Origin of the sequence: Streptomyces sp. NPDC059224, assembly GCF_042754285.1 — a bacterium.
GTDB lineage: Bacteria > Actinomycetota > Actinomycetes > Streptomycetales > Streptomycetaceae > Streptomyces.
On sequence record NZ_JBHZAN010000026.1, the window covers coordinates 72,968 to 95,068 of the forward strand.

At 71.5% G+C, this 22,101-nt stretch carries 19 protein-coding genes; 10 read left to right on the plus strand and 9 right to left on the minus strand.

What is annotated here, in order from left to right; all coding sequences use genetic code 11:
- Nucleotides 1–182: 182 nt before the first annotated feature.
- Entirely contained in the window at nucleotides 183–1,103 is a 921-nt protein-coding gene (locus ACFXI4_RS28155; RefSeq protein WP_384996055.1) for an MEDS domain-containing protein, read from the minus strand.
- A 360-nt stretch (nucleotides 1,104–1,463) separates the two neighbouring features.
- Here ACFXI4_RS28155 and ACFXI4_RS28160 point away from each other — a divergent pair, with 360 nt between their 5' ends.
- The gene (locus ACFXI4_RS28160; protein WP_384996058.1) at nucleotides 1,464–2,813 is read left to right on the plus strand and encodes a M14 family metallopeptidase; all 1,350 of its coding nucleotides are present in this window, start codon (nucleotides 1,464–1,466) and stop codon (nucleotides 2,811–2,813) included.
- A gap of 145 nt (nucleotides 2,814–2,958) precedes the next feature.
- Here ACFXI4_RS28160 and ACFXI4_RS28165 read toward each other — a convergent pair whose 3' ends face one another.
- The 5 genes from ACFXI4_RS28165 to ACFXI4_RS28185 all read right to left on the minus strand — a co-directional run bounded on the left by ACFXI4_RS28165 (nucleotide 2,959) and on the right by ACFXI4_RS28185 (nucleotide 7,456).
- A complete protein-coding gene (locus ACFXI4_RS28165; protein WP_384996061.1) occupies nucleotides 2,959–3,597 on the minus strand; it encodes a hypothetical protein in 639 nt (212 codons plus the stop codon).
- Nucleotides 3,598–3,661: 64 nt separating this feature from the next.
- Nucleotides 3,662–5,137 (minus strand): gluconate:H+ symporter, encoded by a 1,476-nt coding sequence (locus ACFXI4_RS28170; RefSeq protein WP_362723517.1) that lies wholly within the window; start codon nucleotides 5,135–5,137, stop codon nucleotides 3,662–3,664.
- A 115-nt stretch (nucleotides 5,138–5,252) separates the two neighbouring features.
- Nucleotides 5,253–5,663: a RidA family protein gene (locus ACFXI4_RS28175; protein WP_362723514.1), complete on the minus strand. Its 411-nt coding sequence runs from the start codon at nucleotides 5,661–5,663 to the stop codon at nucleotides 5,253–5,255.
- Between the two features lie 12 nt (nucleotides 5,664–5,675).
- Nucleotides 5,676–6,437: an IclR family transcriptional regulator gene (locus tag ACFXI4_RS28180; RefSeq protein WP_384996065.1), complete on the minus strand. Its 762-nt coding sequence runs from the start codon at nucleotides 6,435–6,437 to the stop codon at nucleotides 5,676–5,678.
- Nucleotides 6,434–7,456, minus strand: a complete 1,023-nt coding sequence (locus tag ACFXI4_RS28185; protein WP_384996274.1) for a sugar kinase — start codon at nucleotides 7,454–7,456, stop codon at nucleotides 6,434–6,436. The genes ACFXI4_RS28180 and ACFXI4_RS28185 overlap by 4 nt, the downstream gene beginning before the upstream one ends.
- A 195-nt stretch (nucleotides 7,457–7,651) precedes the next feature.
- Between ACFXI4_RS28185 and ACFXI4_RS28190 the strand changes: the two genes are divergently transcribed.
- Together ACFXI4_RS28190 and ACFXI4_RS28195 are read left to right on the plus strand one after the other, a co-directional pair.
- A complete protein-coding gene (locus ACFXI4_RS28190) occupies nucleotides 7,652–8,932 on the plus strand; it encodes an amino acid deaminase (protein WP_384996067.1) in 1,281 nt (426 codons plus the stop codon).
- Between the two features lie 8 nt (nucleotides 8,933–8,940).
- On the plus strand, nucleotides 8,941–10,557 hold the full coding sequence (locus ACFXI4_RS28195) for an amidohydrolase family protein (protein ID WP_384996070.1): 1,617 nt from the start codon (nucleotides 8,941–8,943) through the stop codon (nucleotides 10,555–10,557).
- Nucleotides 10,558–10,612: 55 nt separating this feature from the next.
- Here the strand turns inward: ACFXI4_RS28195 and ACFXI4_RS28200 are convergent, their stop codons facing one another.
- Entirely contained in the window at nucleotides 10,613–11,464 is an 852-nt protein-coding gene (locus tag ACFXI4_RS28200) for a trypsin-like serine peptidase (RefSeq protein ID WP_384996073.1), read from the minus strand.
- Nucleotides 11,465–11,684: 220 nt separating this feature from the next.
- On the minus strand, nucleotides 11,685–12,365 hold the full coding sequence (locus tag ACFXI4_RS28205; RefSeq protein ID WP_384996076.1) for a hypothetical protein: 681 nt from the start codon (nucleotides 12,363–12,365) through the stop codon (nucleotides 11,685–11,687).
- 147 nt (nucleotides 12,366–12,512) lie between these two features.
- Between ACFXI4_RS28205 and ACFXI4_RS28210 the strand changes: the two genes are divergently transcribed.
- The 6 genes from ACFXI4_RS28210 (at nucleotide 12,513) to ACFXI4_RS28235 (ending at nucleotide 18,847) form a co-directional block, all read left to right on the plus strand.
- Nucleotides 12,513–13,724 (plus strand): pyridoxal phosphate-dependent aminotransferase, encoded by a 1,212-nt coding sequence (locus ACFXI4_RS28210; RefSeq protein WP_384996079.1) that lies wholly within the window; start codon nucleotides 12,513–12,515, stop codon nucleotides 13,722–13,724.
- Nucleotides 13,725–13,808: 84 nt separating this feature from the next.
- Nucleotides 13,809–14,216, plus strand: coding sequence for a hypothetical protein (locus tag ACFXI4_RS28215; protein ID WP_384996082.1), 408 nt, complete (start codon nucleotides 13,809–13,811; stop codon nucleotides 14,214–14,216).
- 200 nt (nucleotides 14,217–14,416) lie between these two features.
- A complete protein-coding gene (locus ACFXI4_RS28220) occupies nucleotides 14,417–15,493 on the plus strand; it encodes a hypothetical protein (protein WP_384996084.1) in 1,077 nt (358 codons plus the stop codon).
- 30 nt (nucleotides 15,494–15,523) lie between these two features.
- Nucleotides 15,524–16,723 (plus strand): toxic anion resistance protein, encoded by a 1,200-nt coding sequence (locus tag ACFXI4_RS28225; RefSeq protein ID WP_384996277.1) that lies wholly within the window; start codon nucleotides 15,524–15,526, stop codon nucleotides 16,721–16,723.
- A complete protein-coding gene (locus tag ACFXI4_RS28230) occupies nucleotides 16,720–18,258 on the plus strand; it encodes a VWA domain-containing protein (RefSeq protein ID WP_384996087.1) in 1,539 nt (512 codons plus the stop codon). The genes ACFXI4_RS28225 and ACFXI4_RS28230 overlap by 4 nt, the downstream gene beginning before the upstream one ends.
- Nucleotides 18,245–18,847 carry a hypothetical protein gene (locus ACFXI4_RS28235; RefSeq protein WP_384996090.1) on the plus strand — a complete coding sequence of 201 codons (603 nt, stop codon included), beginning with the start codon at nucleotides 18,245–18,247 and terminating at the stop codon, nucleotides 18,845–18,847. The genes ACFXI4_RS28230 and ACFXI4_RS28235 overlap by 14 nt, the downstream gene beginning before the upstream one ends.
- A 248-nt stretch (nucleotides 18,848–19,095) precedes the next feature.
- Here the strand turns inward: ACFXI4_RS28235 and ACFXI4_RS28240 are convergent, their stop codons facing one another.
- Nucleotides 19,096–20,919, minus strand: coding sequence for a phosphoenolpyruvate carboxykinase (GTP) (locus ACFXI4_RS28240; protein ID WP_384996093.1), 1,824 nt, complete (start codon nucleotides 20,917–20,919; stop codon nucleotides 19,096–19,098).
- A 367-nt stretch (nucleotides 20,920–21,286) separates the two neighbouring features.
- Here ACFXI4_RS28240 and ACFXI4_RS28245 point away from each other — a divergent pair, with 367 nt between their 5' ends.
- Entirely contained in the window at nucleotides 21,287–22,003 is a 717-nt protein-coding gene (locus ACFXI4_RS28245; protein ID WP_362714397.1) for a hemolysin III family protein, read from the plus strand.
- The last annotated feature ends 98 nt before the right edge of the window (nucleotides 22,004–22,101 follow it).

Below are 22,101 nucleotides of genomic sequence, written 5' to 3' on the forward strand. Positions count from 1 at the left end.
GCGCGGGGGGCGGCTGCTCGGCGCGGGGGGGGGGGGGGCCCTGCGTCCCGGGGCGGGGGGGGGGGGGCCGCCCGGGTGGGGGCCCCCGCCGGGGCGCGGGATTCCACCACGCCGATCCCGCCTCCGCGTGCGGGCCGCGACGCCCCCCATCGCCGCGGCCCGCACGGCACAGCACACTTGGCTCACGCGTACTGGACGCGGATCCTCGCCCCGTCCCCGGCCACCCCGTCCCGCACGTCGACGTACGCGCACACCTGCCGGGTGAACCACAGCCCCTGCCCGGGACCCGGCTCCCCGCCCCGTGGCGGCACGAACCCGGCGAGCGGATCCGCCACGGCCCGGCACAACCGCAGCTCGCAGACGCACGACGGGGCCTCGCCCCAGGCGACGAAGTCGACGACCGGCCCGTGGGCGGCGGCCGCCGCCACGACCGCCCGCGCGAACAGTTCCGCGTCCGCGGCCGCCAGCCCCTGCTCGGCCGACCAGGCGCGCACCGACTCCGCGGCCGCCAGCCGGGTGACCGCGCGCGGCGGCGGCGACAGCGGTACCGCGTCCAGCTCACGCACCAGCACCGGTGGCTGCTCGTACACCCCGGTACCCGGGTGGGCACGGCGGGCGGCGTCCACGACGGCCGGGCCCGCCGTCCGGGTGTCGTACGCGCACAGGGCCGTGGTGGCGAACGGTGCGAAGAGGAGGTTGGCGAGGCACTCGTAGCGGATCCACTCCACGCTCTCCCGCGCCGAGCGCCCGGCCCGGCCCGCCCAGTCGGGCTCCATGAGGAGGTGGACACGGCCGCCGGGTCCCGTGTGCGCGGCGAGGTAACCGGCGCCCTGGGCGACGGCGTTGGCGGCGGTCCCGGTGTACCAGTCGGCGTGGTCGATGAAGCCGACCTCCTTGGCGTCGGCGCCGAGCCCGTCCCGCAGGGCGGCCAGCAGACCGGGGGCGGCGATCGCGACCGGCGGGGGCTCACCGGCGGCGGCGAGCCCCTCGGCGAGGAAGGGCAGCGCGGTCGCGACGAACCCGTCGTCCGAGCCGAACACGGCCATCCGGTGGTCGAAGCGCCCCTGGGCCGCGCCGGTGCGCGCGCTCGTGCTCGTGCTCATCGGGTCTCCTGTGCGTCAGCGCCGGGCGGTCACCCGGACGGTGAGCCTGGTCCTGCCGACGCTGCCGGGCCGGTGAGCGGGACCGGCGGGGCCCTGTCCGTCCGTCCACCGTCTCCCGCCGGACCGGTGAGACGCACGCGGGCGTCACGCGGGTGGGCGTACTTCGGTAGGGGCCGCCTCTGGTTGCGGGTAAAGGCGTAGACTGCGCGGCCTTTTCGCACGGCCGGTCCCCGCGGCCGGTTTTACCGTCTTGACCTGTTCATGCCATTCCTTGGACGATGAGCGACACCCGCACGGCCCCCGCACCACGCACACCCAGGCACGTCGCAGTGAACCACCCCCACCTCCCCAGGAGACTTCATGCGACTTCGCATTCGCGGCTCCGGCTCCCGCGGCCGGACCGCCGCGCTCGGCGCCCTGCTGGCCCTCGCCCTCGCGGCCCCCGTGTCGGCGACGGCCACCCACGCGTCCGCCGACAGCGCCCGCCCGGCGCCGCCCTCGGCCGACGACGTCCGGCAGTACGAGATCCACCAGAGCACCACGCCCGTGACCCGCGCGGCCATCCAGCAGACCGGCGTCACCGTGGACGAGGCCGACGAGGAGTCGGTGGTCGTCTCCGGGCGGGCCCCGCAGATCGCCGCGCTGAAACGCCTCGGTTACGACGTCACGCCCCTCGGCGCGGCCCCCGACCGGAGCACCGCGGCCGACGGGCTGCGCCTGTTCGACTTCCCGACGGCCGACTCGAAGTACCACAACTACGCCGAGGCGAACGCCGAGATCGACCAGCGGCTCGCCGCCTACCCCGCCATCATGAGCAAACGGGTGATCGGCAAGTCCTACGAGGGCCGGGACGTCGTCGCCGTCAAGGTGAGCGACAACGTGGCGACGGACGAGAACGAACCCGAGGTCCTCCTCACCTTCCACCAGCACGCGCGCGAGCACCTCACCGTGGAGATGGCGCTGTACCTGCTGCGGGAGCTGGGCGCGGGATACGGCTCCGACTCCCGGGTCACCAACCTCGTCAACAGCCGGGAGATCTGGATCGTGCCGGACCTCAACCCGGACGGCGGCGAGTACGACATCGCCACCGGCTCGTACCGGTCGTGGCGCAAGAACCGGCAGCCCAACTCCGGCTCCTCGTACGTCGGTACGGACCTGAACCGGAACTGGGACTACCGTTGGGGCTGCTGCGGCGGTTCCTCGGGCACCAAGTCCTCGGAGACCTACCGGGGCGCGTCCGCCGAGTCCGCGCCCGAGGTGAAGGTCGTCGCCGACTTCGTGCGCGGCCGGGTCGTCGGCGGGAAGCAGCAGATCAAGGCCGGCATCGACTTCCACACGTACAGCGAACTGGTGCTGTGGCCGTTCGGCTACACGACGGCCGACACCGCCACCGGGATGACCGCGGACGACGCGGCCGCGTTCAAGGCCGTGGGGCAGAAGATGGCGGCCAGCAACGGCTACACGCCGGAGCAGTCCAGCGATCTGTACATCACGGACGGGTCGATCGACGACTATCTGTGGGGCACACAGAAAATCTTCGACTTCACGTTCGAGATGTACCCGACGTCCAGTTCCGGGGGTGGGTTCTATCCGCCCGACGAGGTGATCGAACGGGAGACCTCCCGGAACCGGGACGCGGTGTTCCAGCTGCTGGAGAACGCGGACTGCATGTACCGGTCGATCGGGAAGGAAGCGCAGTACTGCGGCTAGGACCTGTCGTTCGGATCAGGCCGCAGGACAGCGACGGTGCTGATCGGCGCCGCAGGCGTGCGGGCCAGACCCCGCGCGTCTGCGGCATGAGCCACACGACAGGCCCCGGGCGACCACGGTACCGGGGCCGCCCGCCCGTGCCGGGCTACTTCTCGTCGCGGGCCTTGTCCTCGGTGCCGGTCCCGGCCTTCACCTCGGTCTTGTCCTCGGTGCCGGTCCCTGCCCCGGCCTCGGTCCTGTCCTCGGTCTCCGGGGCGTGGTCGGCTTCCTCGCCGTCCTCGAAGTACGCGTCCAGGACCGCGTCCAGGTCGTCCTCCCACTCCTTGAAGCGGGAGCGGGAGGCCGCCTCGATCTCGATGGGGTACCAGCGGCGCTCCGGGGTGTGGACGGTGATCGTGAACCGCTTCCCGAAGCGCGGTGCCTCGGTTTCGATCGCGCCGATCTCGTCCCAGCGGAACTCGCACTTCTCCTCGTCGAGGCTGAGGCGCACGCCCTGGCGGTCGGCCTCTATCCGGGCGCGCCGGTCGGAGGCCTCGAAGCGGGGACCGTCGGTGGTCTCCGCGCCGTCGGCCTCCGCCGCCACGGCCTCGTCATCGCTCGCGGCCTCGGTCACGGACGCCGGTTCGACCGTGTCCTCGACGGCCTCGGCCTCCTCCGCCTCGGCGGCCTTCGCCTCCGTGTCCGCCGGCTCGGCGGGCACGGGCGAGGTGAGCCCGGGGATGAAGGCCGGGTCGAATCCGGCGCCTTCCAGGGGCTGGCTGTTGGCTCCTATGCGCTGCTCCACAGCGGGCAGTATGGTCCAAGAACCTGTGCCGGAGACAGCCAGCCCCGACTTCGTTATCAGACGCCTACACGAAGACGCTGAGCACGGCCGCCACCGCGAAGCCGGCCACCGACAGCACCGTCTCCAGGACGGTCCAGGTCCTCAGCGTGTCCCGCTCGCTGATGCCGAAGTACTTGGCGACCATCCAGAAGCCGCCGTCGTTGACGTGCGAGGCGAAGATGGAGCCGGCCGAGACGGCCATGATGACGAGGGCGACGAAGGCCTGCGAGTGGTGACCCTCGCTCAGCAGCGGGGCGACGATGCCGGCCGTCGTCACGATCGCCACCGTCGCCGAGCCCTGCGCGACCCGCAGCACCACGGAGATCAGGTAGGAGAGGACGATCACCGGGAGGCCCACGCCGTTGAAGGTGTCGGACAGGGCCTGGGCGACCCCGCTCGCCTTCAGCACCGCGCCGAAGATCCCGCCCGCGCCGACCACCAGCAGGATGTTGCCGACCGGCTTGAGGGACGCGGTCGACACCGTCTCCAGGGACTTGCGGGACCAGCCGCGCCGGATGCCCAGCAGGTAGTAGGCGAGCACCAGGGCGAGGGTGAGGGCGACCATCGGCGTGCCGAAGAACTCGATCACCGAGCGGCCGGTGGAGGGGTCCAGGGCGATGGAGGAGAAGGTCGCGGCGAGGATCAGGACCAGCGGCGTACCGATGATGGCGAGGACCGTGCCGAGCGCGACGGGCTTCTCCTGCGGCTCGACGCCGGACGCCCGCTGCTCGGCGAGCACCGCCTGCTTGGCCTCGTCGGCGGCCTCGACCATGTCCTGCGGTACGGCGACGAAGATGCGCCTGCCGATCCAGGCCGAGTACGCCCACGCGGCCAGCACCGCCGGGATGCCGCAGACGACGCCCATGAGGATGACCCAGCCGAGGTCGACGTGGAGCAGGGCGGCGGCGGCCACCGGGCCGGGGTGCGGGGGCAGGAAGGCGTGGGTCATGGACAGACCGGCGAGCAGCGGAAGGCAGTAGAGCAGGATCGACTTGCCGCCGCGCTTGGCCGCCGCGTAGACGAGCGGGGCCAGCACGAAGATGCCGACGTCGAAGAAGACCGGGATACCGAAGATGAGTCCGGTGAGGCCCATGGCGAGCGGGGCGCGCTTCTCGCCGAAGAGGTTGAGCAGCCGGGAGGCCAGTACCTCTGCCCCGCCGCTGACTTCGAGAATCGCGCCGAGCATGGTGCCGAGGCCGATGATGATCGCGACATGGCCGAGGATGCCGCCCATGCCGGACTCGACGGTGGAGACGGCGTCCGACCGCTGGACGGTGCCGAAGAGTTCGGTGACCGACAGACCCGCCAGCAGGCCGACGGCTATGGAGACGGCGAGCAGGGCGACGAAGGGCTGCAGCCGCGCCTTGATGATCAGGAACAGGAGAAGGGCGATGCCGATGGCGGCGACGGTCAGCAGGCCGGCGGTGCCGTCGAGGAGGAGGAGCAGTCCTCCGGTGTGGGGCGGGGTGGCGGGGGCGGGGGCGGCGAGCGGTAGGGACATATGGGGGTCCTCTGCGTAAGATCATGGTGCTTTCGGGCAGGGGGGATCGCGGCACGGCACCCGGTGCGGGCGCCGTGCCGTGACAGACGTACGGCGTGCGGGTTTTGACCGCCTGTCAGCCGAGGACGGCGAGGGCGTCGATCTCGATGAGGAGGCCGGCGGGCAGACCGACGTAGACGGTCGTGCGGGCGGCGGGCGGGGCGGTGAGACCCTGCTCCTCGAAGTAGGTGTTGTAGATGCCGTTCATCTCGGCGAAGTGGTCCACGTCCGTCAGGTAGACGCGGATCATCATCACGTCGTCCCAGCAGGCGCCGCCCTCCTCCAGGATCGCCTTGACGTTGGCGAGGGTCTGGAGGGTCTGCTCGCGCAGGGCCGGACCGGCCGGGGTCGGGGGCTTGCCCTCCTCGGCGGGCAGGAAGCCGACCTGGCCGGCGACCTGGAGGATGTTGCCCTTCCGCACGCCGTGGGAGAACTTGGCGGGCGGGGTGGTGTGGGTCCGGGGGGTGAGCGCGATCTTCTCGGTCATCAGGGGGGTTCCTTAGGGGGCTTCCTTGATCGGGGTTCTGCCGGAGTACTCGCCGCTGATCGCGTCCGCCGTACGGCGCACCTGCGGGAGCAGGGTGAGGAGTTCGTCGGCGGTGACGACGACGTTGGGCGCGGAGACCGACATCGCCGCGACGACCCGGCCGTCGGCGCCGCGGATGGGGGCCGCGACGCAGTTGATGGACTCCTCGTGGCCACCGAGGTCGGTGGCCCAGCCCTGTTCGCGCACCTTGGCCAGTTCCTTGCGGAAGGCCTCCGCGTGCGGTGTCGAACGGGCCGTGTACATGGGGTAGTCGAGCTTGTCGGTGAGGGCGCGCCGCTCGGGTTCGGGCAGGTCGGCGAGGAGCAGTTTGGCGACGGCGGCGACGGTGATGGCCACCGGCTTGCCGATCCGCGAGTACATGCGCACCGGGTAGCGGCTCTCGACCTTGTCGATGTAGAGGACCTCGCCCTCCTCGAACACGGCCAGGTGCACGGTGTGCCCGCAGGACTCGTTGAGCCGGGCCAGGTGGGGGTGGGCGATCTCGCGGATGTCGAGGTTCTCCATCGCCTCCTGGGCGAGCGCGAAGAGCCGGGCGCCCAGGCGGTAGCGCTGGTCGGACTGGCGGTAGACGAGCCCGTGTTCGTGGAGGGTGCGCAGCAGCCGCAGCGCGGTCGACTTGTGCACGCCGAGGCGCTCGGCGACCCGGCCGAGGTCGGCGGGGCCCTCGGCGAGCAACGGCAGGATGCTGAGCGCCCGGTCGACGGTCTGGCTCATGGGGTGCGTACCTCCTCTTCGGCCGTGTCGGCTTCGGTCCAGCCGGGGCCGAGTCGAAGTCTCTCCCACGCGCCGGCGTCCAGGTCGGTCAGCCGGTCGGCGGTGTCGCGGGCGGGGGGCCGGGCGAGGTCGGCGGGCGTGGTCAGGACGGCGGCGGCGTAGAGGTGGCCGAGCCGCAGCGTCCGCCGCAGGGGCAGGCCCCGCAGGGTCCCGGAGAGGAACCCGGCGGCGAAGGCGTCCCCGGCGCCGACGGGGGCGACGACGTCGACGACGGGGGCGGGTTCGAAGGCGGAGGCCGGGGCGGGGGGTTCGCTCACCGGCGCCGGCAGCGCGCCCGCGCCCGACACGAAGGCCGTGGCCCCCGCCGCCCCCTGCTTCACCACCAGCACACCGGGCTCGGGCAGCAGTTCGGCAACGGCCTCCGGCCCGCCCGTCACCCCCCACGCCTCCTCCGCCTCGTCCTCTCCCACGAACACGATGTCGGCCCGGCGCGCCAGCTCCAGCAGCACATCCGGCCCGCTCCCCGAACTCCACAGTCCACGGCGGTAGTTGACGTCGAAGGACACCACCGGGCGCCCCTCGGCGGGAGCGGTCAGCTCTCGCAGCAGGTCCAGGCAGCCGCCGGACAGCGCGGCCGTGATCCCCGACAGGTGCAGGACGCGCCCCGCCCGCACCGCCGCCAGATCCACCGTCCGTGCCGACATCGCGGATGCCGCCGACCCCGCCCGGTAGTACGCGACCTCATGGGCATCCGTCGCCCGGTCCCCCGCGGTGCGGAAGTACACCCCCGTCGGACGCACCGGATCACGGTCCACACACCCGACGTCGACGCCGTAGGAGGCCACCGTCTCGACCAGGTGATCGCCGAACCCGTCCGCACCGGCCCGGCTGACCCACCGCACGGCGTGGCCGGCGGCGGCCAGCGCACACGCCACGTTGGACTCCGCGCCGCCGATCCCACGGTCGAAGGACGGCACGTCCGCGAGACGCCCCGGCCGGCTGGGCAGGAACGTCACCATGGACTCGCCGAGCGCGACGACGTCCACGGCGTGTGCGGCGTCGGCGGCGTCCGTGGCCTTCACGATGGTCGTGGCTCCTCGTCTCGGTCGCTGCGGGCTCCATTGACCCGGCGTTGGCGTGGATGTTAGACAGCGGTAAGCGATATACGCAATGGACGTTGCAGAGAATGCAACCGACTGGATCAGGGAGGCTCCGTGTCCTTCGACACCGGCACCGACGCACTCGCCCGACTCGCCGAGGAACGCGTCGACCACCGCTTCAAGGGCCTCCCGCCGGACGCCGACGGCCTGACGGTCGGCGAGCTGACCGCCCAGCGCCGCAACCTCTTCTCCGACGGCTTCGCCACGCCCGTGCTGACCCTGTCCGCAGAGCGCCTGGAGCACAATCTCGCGCTGATGGAGACGTACACCGCACGGCACGGCCTCGCCTTCGCCCCGCACGGCAAGACCTCCATGGCCCCTCAGCTCTTCCGGCGCCAGACCGAGCACGGTGCGTGGGGCATCACGCTCGCGGTCCCGCACCAGGTACGGGTGGCCCGTGCCTTCGGCACCCGGCGGATCTTCCTCGCGAACGAGCTCGTGGACGCCCCGGCGCTGCGCTGGATCGCCGCCGAGCTGGACCGCGACGCGGAGTTCCGGTTCGTCTGTTACGTCGACTCCGTACGCGGGGTGGAGCTGATGGACGCGGCGCTGAAGGGCAACGGCTCCCGTCCGGTCGACGTCGTCGTGGAGCTGGCCGCCGGGGAGGGCGCCCGGACCGGCGTCCGCGGCGAGGCCGAGTGCGCGGCGGTCGCGGACGCGGTGGCAGCCTCCGGCACGCTGCGGCTGGTCGGGGTCGCCGGGTACGAGGGCGAGGTCCCGCGGGCGGACCCCGAGCGGGTGCACGCCTATCTGCGCCGGCTCGTCGCGCTCGCCGTCGGCTTCGACGAGGCGGGACGGTTCGCCGGCACCGACGAGATCATCGTCAGCGCGGGCGGCAGCGCCTGGTTCGACGCGGTCGCCGACGTCTTCGCCGGCATCCCCGGACTCTCCCTCCCCGTACTGAAGCTGCTGCGGTCCGGTGCCTACGTCTCGCACGACGACGGCCGCTACCGGGAGGTCACCCCCTTCAACCGCGTCCCCGAGGAGGGCGCGCTGGAGCCGGCCCTCCGGCTGTGGGCGCAGATCGTCTCCCGCCCCTCCGCCGGGCAGGCCTTCGCCAACGCGGGCAAGCGGGACGCGGCCTACGACCTGGACCTCCCGTCCGCGCAGGCGATCCGCCGGGACGGCACCGAGCGACCGGCGACCGGAGTGTCGGTCACCGGCCTGTCCGACCAGCACGCCTGGCTCGCCACCGCCCCGGAGGCGGACGTCCAGGTCGGGGACTGGGTGGGCCTCGGCCTCTCGCACCCGTGCACGTCGTTCGACAAGTGGCAGCTGATCCCCGTCGTCGAGGCGGACGGCACCGTCGTCGACTACGTCCGCACGTTCTTCTAGGAGGGGTCATGGAGGATCTGGTCATCCGGGACGCCGATGTCGTCGACGGCAGCGGCGCGCCCTCCTACCGCGCGGACGTGGTCGTCGACGACGGCCGGATCACCGCCGTCGTCAAGGAGGCCGCGGCGGCGGGCTGCCAGCGCCCGCGCGCGACGCGCGAGCTGGACGCCGAGGGCCTGGTCCTCTCCCCCGGCTTCATCGACATGCACGCCCACAGCGACCTGGCCCTGCTCCGCGACCCGGACCACAGCGCCAAGGCCGCGCAGGGGGTCACCCTGGAGGTCCTGGGCCAGGACGGGCTGTCGTACGCCCCGGTCGACGACCGCACCCTCGCCGAGGTGCGCCGGGCCGTCGCCGGCTGGAACGGCCACGGCGACGACATCGACTTCGACTGGCGCTCGGTCGGCGAGTACCTGGACCGGCTGGACCGGGGCGTCGCCGTCAACGCGGCCTATCTGATCCCCCAGGGCACGGTCCGCGCGCTGGCCGTCGGCTGGGAGGACCGCGAGGCGACCCCGGCCGAGCTGGACCGGATGCGCCGGCTGGTGGCGGAGGGCATGGAACAGGGCGCGGTCGGCATGTCCTCCGGCCTCACCTACACCCCCGGCATGTACGCCGCGGACGCCGAACTGACCGAGCTGTGCCGGGTGGTGGCGTCCTACGGCGGCTACTACTGCCCGCACCACCGCTCCTACGGGGCGGGCGCCCTGGAGGCGTACGAGGAGATGGTGGCGCTGTCCGGGGAGGCGGGCTGCCCCCTGCACCTGGCCCACGCCACCATGAACTTCGGCGTGAACAAGGGGCGGGCGCCCGAGCTGCTGTCCCTGCTGGACAGGGCCCTCGCGGACGGCGCCGACATCACGCTCGACACCTACCCCTACACCCCCGGCTGCACGACCCTCGCGGCGATGCTGCCGAGCTGGGCGAACGAGGGCGGCCCGGACGCGGTCCTGGCCCGGCTGGCGGACGACGAGACGTCCGAACGCATCCGGCACCACATGGAGTCGCTCGGCTCCGACGGCTGCCACGGCGTCCCCATCGAGTGGGAGACGATCGAGATCTCCGGGGTGTCCGACCCGGCGCTGGCGGACTTCGTCGGCCGTACGGTCGAGGAGTCGGCGCGGCTGCGCGGCGAGGCCCCGTGGACGACGGCCCGCGGGCTGCTGCTGGCGGACCGGCTCGCCCCCTCGATCCTCCAGCACGTCGGCCACGAGGAGAACGTCCGCGCGATCATGCGCCACCGGATCCACACCGGCGGCTCGGACGGCATCCTCCAGGGCAGCAAGCCCCACCCCCGCGCGTACGGCACCTTCCCGCACTACCTCGGCCACTACGTACGGGAGTTGGGGGTGCTCTCCCTGGAGGAGTGCGTCGCCCACCTCACCGCCCGCCCCGCGGCCCGGCTGCGCCTGCCGGACCGCGGACTCGTCCGCGAGGGCTACCGGGCCGACCTCGTGCTCTTCGACCCGGAGACGGTCGCCGCGGGCTCGACGTTCGAGCACCCGCGCCGCCTCCCGACGGGCATCCCGCACGTCCTGATCGACGGCCGCTTCGTGATGGAGGACGGTCGGAGAACCGACGAACTCGCGGGACGTTCCGTCCGACGTGCACCCCGTTGCCTTTAGGGGCGCGGGGAACTGCGCGACCAGCCCCCGCACCCGGCACCGGCGCCCGCCACCCCTACGGCTTGGGCAGCGTGCACGCGCTCGCGCTCAGGTTCAGCACGTTCCCCGTCGTGAAGCACGCCGGGATGATGTACGTCTCCTCCGCGTAGTTGATGCCCTGCCGCACCGTGACGTTCCCGTTCGCGTCCACCTCGCACGGGTTGTCGACGGTGCACCGCCCCCCGTCCTCGTTGCCGGTGTTGTTGACGGCGACGACCTGCCCCGTGGTGGTGTCGATCACCGGCGAGCCCGAGGTCCCGCCGATCGTGTTGCACGCGGAGGTGTAACGGACCGAGTCCTTCCAGGTCCAGTCGCCCTCCTTCAGCCGGTACACGAACCCGTCGATGCTGCAGCTGTAGATCGTCTTCCAGTACCCGGAGACGACCTTGATGGCGGTGCCGGCCACGGGGTGCGTCCCGCTGACGGTCAGCGGGCTGATGCCGTAGGAGCTCCTGATCGCCGCGTACGTCGTGGTGGTGCGGTAGATCGTGACGTCCGTGTCGGTCATCGTCGAGTAGACGACCTGGTTGGCGCGGAGCGTGGCGACCTTGGTGCCGGCGGAGTTCAGCAGGCCGAAGGTACGGCTGGAGGACTGGCCGGTGATGACCTCGCCGGGCTCGGGGAAACCGGTCTCCAGGCAGTGTCCGTTGGTCAGCACCAGCGCCGGGTCGGAGTCCGCGGAGTTCGGGAAGCGGATGACCGAGCCGGAGCAGTTGCTGAGCGAGACGGTGCCGGCGAAGTTGACGGTCACCGCGGCGGCCGCCTTCGGCTGCGCGTCGGCCCTGGCCGCGGGGGCGGCGACCGCCGGGACCACGCCCATCCCGGTGATGGCCAGGGAGGCGAGCGCGGCGACGAGAGGCTTGTTCATGTGGGGGTCCCCTCTGGACGACGGGGTGACCGGAGATCTTCCGGTCACCCGCATTCTTGTCATGCACATTTTCGGCACATCAAGATGCGGGGACAACACGCAGTTTCCGGCCGGACCTGTTGGGGCCTGCTGACCGGGATGACGGTGAACCACTGCTTCTGGTCGGCTCGTCGGGCCGATCGCGCGGCGAGCGGGACGTGGCCGGAAAACGGTCCGCCGCTCAGCGGTGGTGGCCGCCGCCCCCGCCGTGCCCGTGCCCCGGCCGCCAGGTCCAGGTGCCCCGGGCCGACGGCGTGGGGGGCGCGGTCGCCGACGGCGTGACGACGCCGCCGCGGGAGACGGCGGGCGACGGCGGGGCGCTCGTGGGCGTGGGCACGCCGGCGGACGGCGAGTCGCTCACCGGCGCGACGGTCCGGGCGGCCGTCGCCCCGTCCACGACCGGGGCCGCCGGCGTCGTGGCCGCCGCGGCCGGGGCACCGCTCGGGCCCGCCCCGTCCGGCTCCCCCACCGGCGTCCCGTCCGCCGTGCGCTCGGCATCGCTCCGGTCGTCCCGCGCGCCGTCCGACGACGAGGAGGGAGCGGGTGAGGAGGCGGGGAGGACGGCGAGACCGGCGATCAGGGCGGCCACGGAAGCGGCACCCAGCGCACCCACGGCGACGGCGACCCGCTTCGAACGCCGGCCCGGCGTGTCGCGGGCGGCCCGCCGCCGGTCCGCCCGGCCCGGCCCGGGTCCTTCGGGTGCGGCGGGGGCGATCCTGGGCAGCTCGCTCGTCTCGTCGTAGGCGTTGAGCCAGCCGTGCGCGGACGCCGGATCCCTGAACTCCTCGTACGCGGGAGCCGGTTCACCCTCGGGGCGGTAGAGGTGGGAGGGCCCGGTCTCTTCGTCGGCAGGTCTCGGCATGGACGCGGATTCTAGGAGGGAAGAGGCCGATGAGACAGCTACCGGCGATAACAGGCCAAACCGTCGGCACCCGCCACGCGACTCTCCGTGTCCCACGTGGTGGAAAACACTACGCGACGAGGATTACCGCACCGTAAGCTCACCGGCATGCAGGTGATCCAGTCGACCAAGCTCGCCAACGTCTGTTACGAGATCCGGGGCCCGGTTCTCGAGGAGGCGATGCGGCTGGAGGCCGCGGGCCACCGCATCCTCAAGCTCAACACCGGCAACCCCGCCGCCTTCGGCTTCGACTGCCCGCCGGAGATCCTTGAGGACATCCTCCGCAACGTCTCCACGGCGCACGGCTACGGCGACGCGAAGGGCCTGCTGGCCGCCCGGCGCGCGGTCGTCATGCACAACCAGACCATCGGCATCGAGACCGACGTCGAGCACGTCTTCATCGGCAACGGCGTCTCCGAACTGATCGTGATGGCGATGCAGGGCCTGCTGGACGACGGCGACGAGGTCCTCGTACCGGCCCCGGACTACCCGCTGTGGACGGCGGCCGTCTCCCTCTCCGGCGGCACCGCGGTCCACTACCGCTGCGACGAGCAGTCCGACTGGATGCCCGACCTCGCCGACGTCGAACGCAAGGTCAGCGACCGCACCAAGGCCATCGTCATCATCAACCCGAACAACCCGACGGGCGCGGTGTACGACGAGGCGATGCTGCGCGGGCTGACCGACATCGCCCGCCGCCACAACCTCCTGGTCTGCTCGGACGAGATCTACGACAAGATCCTCTACGACGGCGCCACGCACACCCCGACCGCCGCGATCGCCCCGGACCTGCTCACGCTGACCTTCAACGGCATGTCCAAGGCCTACCGGGTGGCCGGTTACCGGGTCGGCTGGATGGCCGTCTCCGGCCCCCGCGCGCACGCCGACTCCTACATCGAGGGCCTGACGATCCTGGCGAACATGCGGCTGTGCGCGAACATGCCCGGCCAGCACGGGGTCGTCGCCGCGCTCAGCGGACGCCAGACGATCAACGACCTGGTACTGCCGGGCGGCCGCCTGAAGGAGCAGGTGGACACGGCGTACGAGCTGCTCACCCGGATCCCCGGCGTGACCTGCGTCCGGCCCAAGGGCGCCCTCTACCTCTTCCCGCGCCTCGACCCCCAGGTCTTCAAGATCAAGGACGACCGGCAGATGGTCCTGGACCTGCTGCGGCAGGAGAAGATCATGGTCGTCCAGGGCACCGGCTTCAACTGGCCGGAGCCGGACCACTTCCGGGTGGTGACCCTGCCGTCGGTGGGTGACCTGCGGGACGCGATCACCCGGATCGGCCGCTTCCTGGACGGCTACGGGCAGCCGTAGCCGGACCACGGACCGTGAACCGGGTCAACTTTAGACCAGATCCAAGGTAGGATGGCTTCCTGACAGCACAGGAGGCCATCTCCCATGTACGAACCGATCCGCACCAAGTCGGTGCACAGCACGATGGCCGGCCCACCCTCCGACTTCCCCCACCGGACGCGCGAGGAGGAGCTGGACATCCAGCTCGCCGGACATCTCGCGGCGCTGCTCGCCGTCACGGACGAACTGAGCGGCCTCACGCCCTCCACCGACCTCGACGCCGCCGCGACCCGGCTGGCGGAGCAGGTGACCCGGCTGCGGGGCGGACGTAAGCCGGTCCGCGCGTCGCCGGCCACCACGGGCCGGCCGGCACTCCTGCACCAGCGCGCGCACGCGCTGGCCGGCCGCGCGCTGGTGGTCGCCGCGTCCCGGGCGGACACCGCGGCCGCGATCCTCGCGGCGGAGCGCATGGACGCGCACGCGGCGGCGACCCGCCTCGCCACGACGGCCTGACCCCACCCCCCGGGACGGCCCCGGTCCGCGCGCCCCCTGAACCCCGCGCGGACCGGGTTGCCACATCTCCCCGTCCCGCCCCGCCCTTCCCGCACCTCTGATCGGCTCTCGTCCCCCCGTTGTAATCCGGGACGTCCGATTCACCCCTCGTTCACCCCCGTCGCCCAGGAACGTGGGGTTCCGCGAGCACGCTCCCCCGCGTGAGACGTATCGCGGGAATCGTCCTGGCGGTGCTGCTGATCGGTGGCGTGGTGGCTGCCGTCGTCGCAGGCCGGCAAGGGGGCGACAAGGGCACGGCAACGAAGACCGTGCGTGGTGTGATCGGTTCGGAGAAGTCGGACTTCTTCGCCGATCCCGATGTGGTGAAGGCCCTCGCCGCCAGGGGCTACACCGTGAAGACGGAGGCGTCGGGGTCCTGGGCCATGGACGGCCTGGACCTGAAGGGCTATGACTTCGCGTTCCCGTCCAGTTCGGCACCCGCCGACCAGCTGGCCGCGAAGTACCATGCCCGCCAGCCCCTCCCCAGGCCCTTCTACTCGCCCCTCGTGGTGGTGGCCCACCGCAGCGCCGCCGAGGTACTGACGGCGAACGGCCTCGCCGTGCTCGACGGCAAGGGCAGGGGCACCCTGAAGATGGCCGCCTACCTGGCCGCCGCCCGCCGCGACCGGACCTGGCAGCAGCTCAAGGGGGCCACGGCGCACGGCGAGCTGACCGGGACGCTGTACATCACCAGCACCGATCCGGAGACCTCCAACTCCGGCGCCCTCTACCTCGCCGCCACCTCCTACGTCGCCAACGGCGGCCGGGTGGTGGCCGGTGACGCCGACGTCGCGAGGACGGCACCGCTGCTGCGCAGGCTGGTCAGCGTGCAGGGCGCCCAGCAGCCCAGCAGCGACGCGGTCTTCCGGGACTTCATCAGCGGTGCCGGCAACCCGCTGGTGTGCCTGTACGAGTCACAGGTCGTCTCGCTGCTCGCCGAACAGCACGGCGCCGACGACCTGGTGGTCCTCTACCCGGACACCACGGTCAACAGCGACCACACGATCGTGCCGATGGACGACACCGGCCGGCGGCTCGGCGAACTCCTCAGCACCGATCCGACCCTGCGCAAGCTCGCCGTGAAGCACGGCTTCCGGCCCCAGGGCGACTCCGCCGAGTTCGTCACGGCCACCGCCGACCGGGCCGCGTACCTCAACCAGACACTGACCGGCGTCCGGCAGGCGCCCGTGCCCACCTCCGCGGTGCTGCACGAGATGGCCCGCCGGGCGCGCGGCTGACGGGGGGATCCTGTGAGCAACTTCGACAAGATGACGCCGAACGGCGGCCAGCACCCGCCCACGCTGAGCGGTGAGGACGTCTTCACCCTCACCCCGCCCGAGGCGGTCGCGCCGGTGCCGCGGGAGAAGGCCGGCGGACTCGTGCCCGTCGACGAGAGTGTCCGTACCGACATGGCGCACAAGGCCTCCGTGTACGTCCGGGACCTCGCCGCCCTGGACGCGCGGTCACCCGAGTTCGCCGGCAAGGTCGGCGAGATCACCGCGCTCGGCGCCGGCGAGATGCGCAGCGCCGCCTCGCAGTCCAACCGGATGCTGGAGCGGGCCGTGCGCAGCCTTCCCGGCAGGGACGGCGACGCCCAGGCCAAGGTGGCCGGTTCGCTGGTGGAACTGCGCCGGGTCGTCGAGGACCTGGACCCGCGCGACCTGCCCGCTGGCGGGGGCCGCAGGTTCCTGTCCCGGCTGCCCGGCGGCAACAAGCTCCGCGACCACGTCGCCAAGTACGCCTCCGCGCAGGGGACGTTGAACAAGATCGTGGGATCGCTGCGCGGCGGACAGGACGAACTCCGCCGCGACAACGCCGCGTTGCAGACCGAGCGGGTACGGCTCTGGGAGACCATGGGAAAGCTCCAGGAGTACGTCGTGCTCACCCAGGCCCTGGACAACGCCGTGGAGCAGCACATCGGCCGGCACCCGGACCTTCAGGAGGCCGACGCGCTCCGCGCGGACGTGCTCTTCCCGGTCCGGCAGAAGCACCAGGACCTCCTCGCCCAGCTCGCGGTGTCCGCGCAGGGCTACCTCGCGATGGACGTCGTACGGCGCAACAACGACGAGCTGATCAAGGGCGTCGAACGCGCCGCCACCACCACCGTGTCGGCGCTGCGCATCTCGGTGATGCTGGCCTCCGCGCTGGACAACCAGAAGAAGGTCATCGAACAGGTCAACGCGTTGCGCGGGACGACCGAGGACCTCATCAGGGGCAACGCCGAGATGCTGGCGGGCCAGAGCGGGGAGATCCAGCGGATCGCCGCCGACCCGGCGGTCGGCGCCGAGACGCTGCGCGCCGCCTTCCAGCAGATCTACCGCACCCTCGACGCCATCGACACCTACAAGGTGCAGGCGACCGAGGTGATGGCGAACACCGTGCAGTCCCTCACCGACGAACTCCAGTCGGCCAGTGCCTATCTGGAGCGCAGCCGCGCCAAGGGCGCGCTGGAGGGCGGCCCGGCATGAACAGACGACCTCTGCTGACCCTGCTCGCCACCGCCGCCCTGCTGACCGGGTGCACCTCCGAAGGCCACCAGGACGACGGCGCCACGGCTCCGAGACCCGGCACCCTGCGCGTCCTCGCCTCCTCCGAACTCAGCGACATGACGGCCGTCTTCGACCGGGTCAGCAAGGACACCGGGGTGACGGTCCGCCCCACCTACATGGGCACCCTGGACGCCGTCGACCTGGTCGCGAAGGGCAGCGCGGACGGGACGTACGACGCCCTGTGGCTGTCCTCCGACGACTATCTGCGGCTGCGCCCGGAGGCGGCGGAGAAGGTGGTCTCGGAGACCTCGGTCATGTCCAGCCCGGTCGCGATCGGCGTGAAGACGGCCACCGTCGCCTCCCTCGGCTGGAAGCCGGCCGACGTCACCTGGTCCCAGGTCGAACAGGCCGTGGAAACCGGCCGGCTGACCTACGGCATGACCGATCCGGCCCGTTCCAACTCCGGTTTCTCCACCCTGGTCTCGGTGGCCTCCGCGCTCTCCGGCGCCCAGTCGGCGCTCACCGACACCGACGTGGCCAAGGCTACCCCGCGGCTGAAGAGGTTCTTCCAGGGCCAGAGCCTGACGTCGGGCTCCTCCGGCTGGCTGGCCTCCGCCTACCGGCGGCGCGGCGACGTCGACGCCCTGCTCAACTACGAGTCCGTCCTCAAGGGCATCCCGGGCCTCACCGTGATCCGCCCCAGCGACGGCGTGCTCACCGCGGACTACCCGCTCTCCTCGCTCGCCGCCTCCTCGGCCGACACCCGTGAGGACGTCCGCAGGGTCTCCGAGGACCTGCGGACGACGGCCGTGCAGAAGCTCATCACGGACACCACCCACCGCCGCCCGGTGGTCGCCTCGGTGCCCCCGGCCGCCGGTCTCGACACCTCGCGCCGCCGTGAACTCCCGTTCCCGGGCAGCAGGTCGGTGGCCGACGGGCTGATCTCCGCGTACGAGAACGAACTGCGCCGGCCGTCCCGCACGGTCTACGTCCTGGACACCTCGGGCTCGATGGAGGGTGACCGTCTCGCCCGCCTGAAGAGGGCCCTCACCGACCTCACGGGCGACTTCCGCGACCGTGAGGAGGTCACCCTGATGCCGTTCGGCTCGAACGTGAAGAACGTCAGCACGCACATCGTCGACCCGGCCGACCCGGACACCGGCCTGAACGCGATCCGCGAGGACACCGACGCGCTGCGGGCCGACGGCAACACCGCCATCTACACCTCACTGGAGACGGCGTACGACAGGCTGCGCACCGGCCGGGACGCCTTCACCTCGATCGTGCTGATGACGGACGGCGAGAACACCACGGGTGCCAAGGCCGGCGCGTTCGACGACTTCTACCGCGGGCTGTCCACCGCCCGGCGGAACATCCCCGTCTTCCCGATCCTGTTCGGGGACTCCTCCCGCGCCGAACTGCAGCACGTCGCCGACCTGACCGGCGGCCGTCTCTTCGACGCCCAGCAGGGCTCCCTGGACGGCGCCTTCGAGGAGATCCGTGGCTACCAGTAGGTTCCTCGGCTACCTGGAGTCCCGCAAGAACCTCACCGGGTCGGCGGGCGGCCTCCTCGGCCTGGTCCTCACCTTCACCGGCGTGGCGGGCCCCTACTGGCCGGTGGTGGTGGCGGGCCTGTACGGCGCGGGCGCGCTGATCGCACCGCCGGAGCGGCCGCCGCTGCCGGACTTCCCGACGCCGTCCGCGCAACTGGAGGGGGTGCGGGCCGACTTCGGGAAGCTGGAGACCTATCTGTCGGAGGTCGGCCTGCCCGCTTCGGCCCAGGCCCGGCTCGGCGAACTCACCGGCCTGCTGGTCGCGTTGCTGGACCCGGGCCGGGCCGCCGAGCTGCTGGCCCAGGACCCGGAGGGCGTCCACGTGCTGTCCCGGACGGTACGGCAGGACATCCCGGAGGCGGTCGACAGCTTCGTCCGGACGAGATGGTGGACCCGCCTGACCCCGGGCCAGGAGCCCCCGGAACAGCACTTGGAGCGTCAGCTGACCGTGTTGACGGAGGAGGCCGAAGGCCTGGCAGCGGGGCTGAGGGACGCGGAAGCCAGACGCCAGGAAACGCATACCCGCTACTTGGAGGGCAGGGGCAGCTGAAAGGCCCTTGAAGGGGCGCGGGGAACCGCGCGAGCAACCCGCCCACCTGCACGCGACAACGCACCCCCCTCAGGCGAAGGCCCGCCGCCCCCGCCCCCGTCGGGGCGGACGGGAAGTGACGGGAACGGCGGGCCCAGGGCCGCACACGCCGTTGTGCGCGGCCTCGCCGGTCCACACCGCGGCCGGCCGTGACGATCGCTGGTCAGGGCACATCCCGAACCGGCCGCGGAGTCTTCAGGGGGCGGGACTCAGCCCAGGCGCTCCACCAGCGCCCGGTACTCGTCCCAGAGCTCCTTCGGCGTGTGCTCGCCGAAGGTGTTCAGGTGGTCGGGGACCAGCGCGGCCTCCTCGCGCCAGATCTCCTTGTCGACGGTGAGCAGGACGTCGAGGTCGCCGTCGGCCAGGTCGAGCCCGTTGGTGTCGAGGGACTCACGCGTGGGCAGCACGCCGATCGGCGTCTCCACCCCCTCCGCCTTGCCCTCCAGCCGCTCCACGATCCACTTCAGGACCCGGGAGTTCTCGCCGAAGCCGGGCCAGACGAACGTGCCCCGGTCGTTCTTGCGGAACCAGTTGACGTAGTAGATCTTCGGGAGCTTCGCCTGGTCCTTGTCCTTGGCGACGTCGATCCAGTGCGCCATGTAGTCGCCCATGTTGTAGCCGCAGAACGGGAGCATCGCGAACGGGTCGCGGCGCAGCTCCCCGACCTTGCCCTCGGCCGCGGCGGTCTTCTCGGAGGCCACGTTGGCGCCCAGGAACACGCCGTGGTTCCAGTCGAAGGACTCGGTCACCAGCGGGACGGCGGTGGCGCGGCGGCCACCGAAGAGGATCGCCGAGATCGGCACGCCCCGCGGGTCCTCCCACTCCGGCGCGATGATCGGGCACTGGGCGGCGGGCACGGTGAAGCGGGCGTTGGGGTGGGCGGCCGGCGTCTCGGAGGCCGGCGTCCACTCGTTGCCCTTCCAGTCCGTGAGGTGGGCCGGGAGCTCCTCCGTCATTCCCTCCCACCAGATGTCGTTGTCGTCGGTGAGCGCCACGTTGGTGAAGACCGCGTTGCCCCACAGCGTCTTCATCGCGTTGGCGTTGGTGTGCTCACCGGTGCCGGGTGCGACGCCGAAGAAGCCGGCCTCGGGGTTGATCGCGTAGAGCCGGCCGTCCTCGCCGAACCGCATCCAGGCGATGTCGTCGCCGATGGTCTCGACGCTCCAGCCGGAGACGGTGGGTTCCAGCATGGCGAGGTTGGTCTTGCCGCAGGCGCTCGGGAAGGCCGCGGCGACGTACTTGGACTCGCCCTGCGGAGGAGTGAGCTTGAGGATCAGCATGTGCTCGGCGAGCCAGCCCTCGTCCCGCGCCATCACGGAGGCGATGCGCAGGGCGTAGCACTTCTTGCCGAGCAGGGCGTTGCCGCCGTAGCCGGAGCCGTAGGACCAGATCTCGCGGGACTCGGGGAAGTGCGAGATGTACTTGGTCCGGTTGCAGGGCCAGGGGACGTCCGCCTGGCCGGGCTCCAGCGGGGCGCCGAGGGTGTGCACGGCCTTCACGAAGAAGCCCTCGTCACCGAGTTCGTCGAGGACGGCCTGGCCCATGCGCGTCATCGTGCGCATCGAGGCGGCGACGTACGCGGAATCGGTGATCTCCACGCCGAGCGCGGAGAGCGGGGAGCCGAGGGGGCCCATGCAGAACGGGACGACGTACATCGTCCGGCCCTTCATCGCGCCGCGGAACAGGCCCTTCTCGCCGGAGAAGATCTCGCGCATCTCGGCGGGAGCCTTCCAATGGTTGGTCGGGCCGGCGTCCTTCTCCTCCTCGGAGCAGATGAAGGTGCGGTCCTCGACCCGGGCGACATCGGTCGGGTCGGAGGCGGCGTAGTAGGAGTGGGGGCGCTTGACCGGGTCGAGCTTCTTGAAGGTGCCCTTCGCCACGAGCTCTTCGCACAGTCGCTCGTACTCGGCCTCGGATCCGTCACACCAGACCACACTGTCCGGCTGCGTCAGTTCGGCGATCTCGTTGACCCACGAGATCAGTTCCTGGTGCTTGGTGGGGATGCCGGTGGGAGCCGCGATGTCGCGCGCCACGATTGCTCCTAAATGAGGGATTTTTGATCTTTGTGGTCCGCTGGGGACCTTGTCGCCCCGTGGGGGCTGCGACCCGGATGCTTCGCGGTCATCGACCGTCTGGCGCTCATCCGGTGCCGACCGCACTCATTTGATCCTCCGACTCGATCACCCATCTGTCCAGAGGGAGTCACAGATGAGCGACGTGAGGAAGGCCACGGTCTCGGCGCCCACCTGCGCTTCTTTGCGTCCACATTGAGTTCGCCGCAAGGTCTTTTTGCTCGGCGACCGGAACCGGCCAGGGGGGCCGTGAGACGATGGCCACTCCTGGCCCGTCATCGGCCGAGACTGATCCGTGACTTACGGTTCCGTAGGTACGATGCGGTGCATGACTGCGCCCGTCCCCGACGCGCCCACGGACACGGCGGCCGCCGGCCGCGGCTCCACCGCGCTCTCCTCCCTGTCGCACCAGGTCAAGCCCAAGTTGCGTGGCTGGCTGCATCTGGGCATGTTCCCGGCCGTACTCATCTCGGGCCTCGTTCTCACCGCCCTCGCCGACTCACCCCGCGGCCGTGTCGCCTGCGGGATCTACGCCCTGACGGCATGTCTGCTGTTCGGCGTGAGCGCGCTGTACCACCGGGGCAACTGGAGCCCACGCATGGACGGCGTGCTGCGCAGACTCGACCACGCCAACATCTTCCTGATCATCGCGGGCACCTACACCCCCCTGACACTGCTGCTCCTGCCGGCGTCGAAGGGGCAGTGGCTGCTGTGGGGCGTCTGGGCCGCGGCGGCCGCCGGCATCGCCTTCCGGGTCTTCTGGGTCGGCGCCCCTCGCTGGCTGTACACGCCCTGCTACATAGCGATGGGCTGGGCCGCGGTCTTCTACCTGCCCGACTTCATGCGCACCGGCGGCATCGCCGTGCTGGTCCTGGTGGTCGTCGGCGGTCTTCTCTACAGCGCGGGCGGTGTGATCTACGGCATCAAGCGCCCGAACCCGTCACCGCGCTACTTCGGCTTCCACGAGGTCTTCCACTCCTTCACGCTGGCCGCGTTCGTCGTCCACTACGTGGGAATCTCCCTGGTGGCCTACCAGCACGCGTAGTCCCACCCGCCCCCTTCGAGCGGCCACGGCTCCCCAGCCGTGGCCGCTTTTCTCATGCCCCGACATCGACTCCTGATTGACAGACAATAGCTTTTGAG

Coding starts and splice junctions, on each gene's coding strand:
- ACFXI4_RS28170 (WP_362723517.1), bottom strand. CDS start 5,137: ATGTCCCTACCGCTCGCCGCCCCCGCCCCCGCCACCCCGCCCCACACC.
- ACFXI4_RS28195 (WP_384996070.1), top strand. CDS start 8,941: ATGGAGGATCTGGTCATCCGGGACGCCGATGTCGTCGACGGCAGCGGC.
- ACFXI4_RS28230 (WP_384996087.1), top strand. CDS start 16,720: ATGAACAGACGACCTCTGCTGACCCTGCTCGCCACCGCCGCCCTGCTG.
- ACFXI4_RS28185 (WP_384996274.1), bottom strand. CDS start 7,456: ATGGTGACGTTCCTGCCCAGCCGGCCGGGGCGTCTCGCGGACGTGCCG.
- ACFXI4_RS28215 (WP_384996082.1), top strand. CDS start 13,809: ATGTACGAACCGATCCGCACCAAGTCGGTGCACAGCACGATGGCCGGC.
- ACFXI4_RS28155 (WP_384996055.1), bottom strand. CDS start 1,103: ATGAGCACGAGCACGAGCGCGCGCACCGGCGCGGCCCAGGGGCGCTTC.
- ACFXI4_RS28200 (WP_384996073.1), bottom strand. CDS start 11,464: ATGAACAAGCCTCTCGTCGCCGCGCTCGCCTCCCTGGCCATCACCGGG.
- ACFXI4_RS28175 (WP_362723514.1), bottom strand. CDS start 5,663: ATGACCGAGAAGATCGCGCTCACCCCCCGGACCCACACCACCCCGCCC.
- ACFXI4_RS28160 (WP_384996058.1), top strand. CDS start 1,464: ATGCGACTTCGCATTCGCGGCTCCGGCTCCCGCGGCCGGACCGCCGCG.
- ACFXI4_RS28210 (WP_384996079.1), top strand. CDS start 12,513: ATGCAGGTGATCCAGTCGACCAAGCTCGCCAACGTCTGTTACGAGATC.
- ACFXI4_RS28180 (WP_384996065.1), bottom strand. CDS start 6,437: ATGAGCCAGACCGTCGACCGGGCGCTCAGCATCCTGCCGTTGCTCGCC.
- ACFXI4_RS28205 (WP_384996076.1), bottom strand. CDS start 12,365: ATGCCGAGACCTGCCGACGAAGAGACCGGGCCCTCCCACCTCTACCGC.
- ACFXI4_RS28225 (WP_384996277.1), top strand. CDS start 15,524: ATGACGCCGAACGGCGGCCAGCACCCGCCCACGCTGAGCGGTGAGGAC.
- ACFXI4_RS28245 (WP_362714397.1), top strand. CDS start 21,287: ATGACTGCGCCCGTCCCCGACGCGCCCACGGACACGGCGGCCGCCGGC.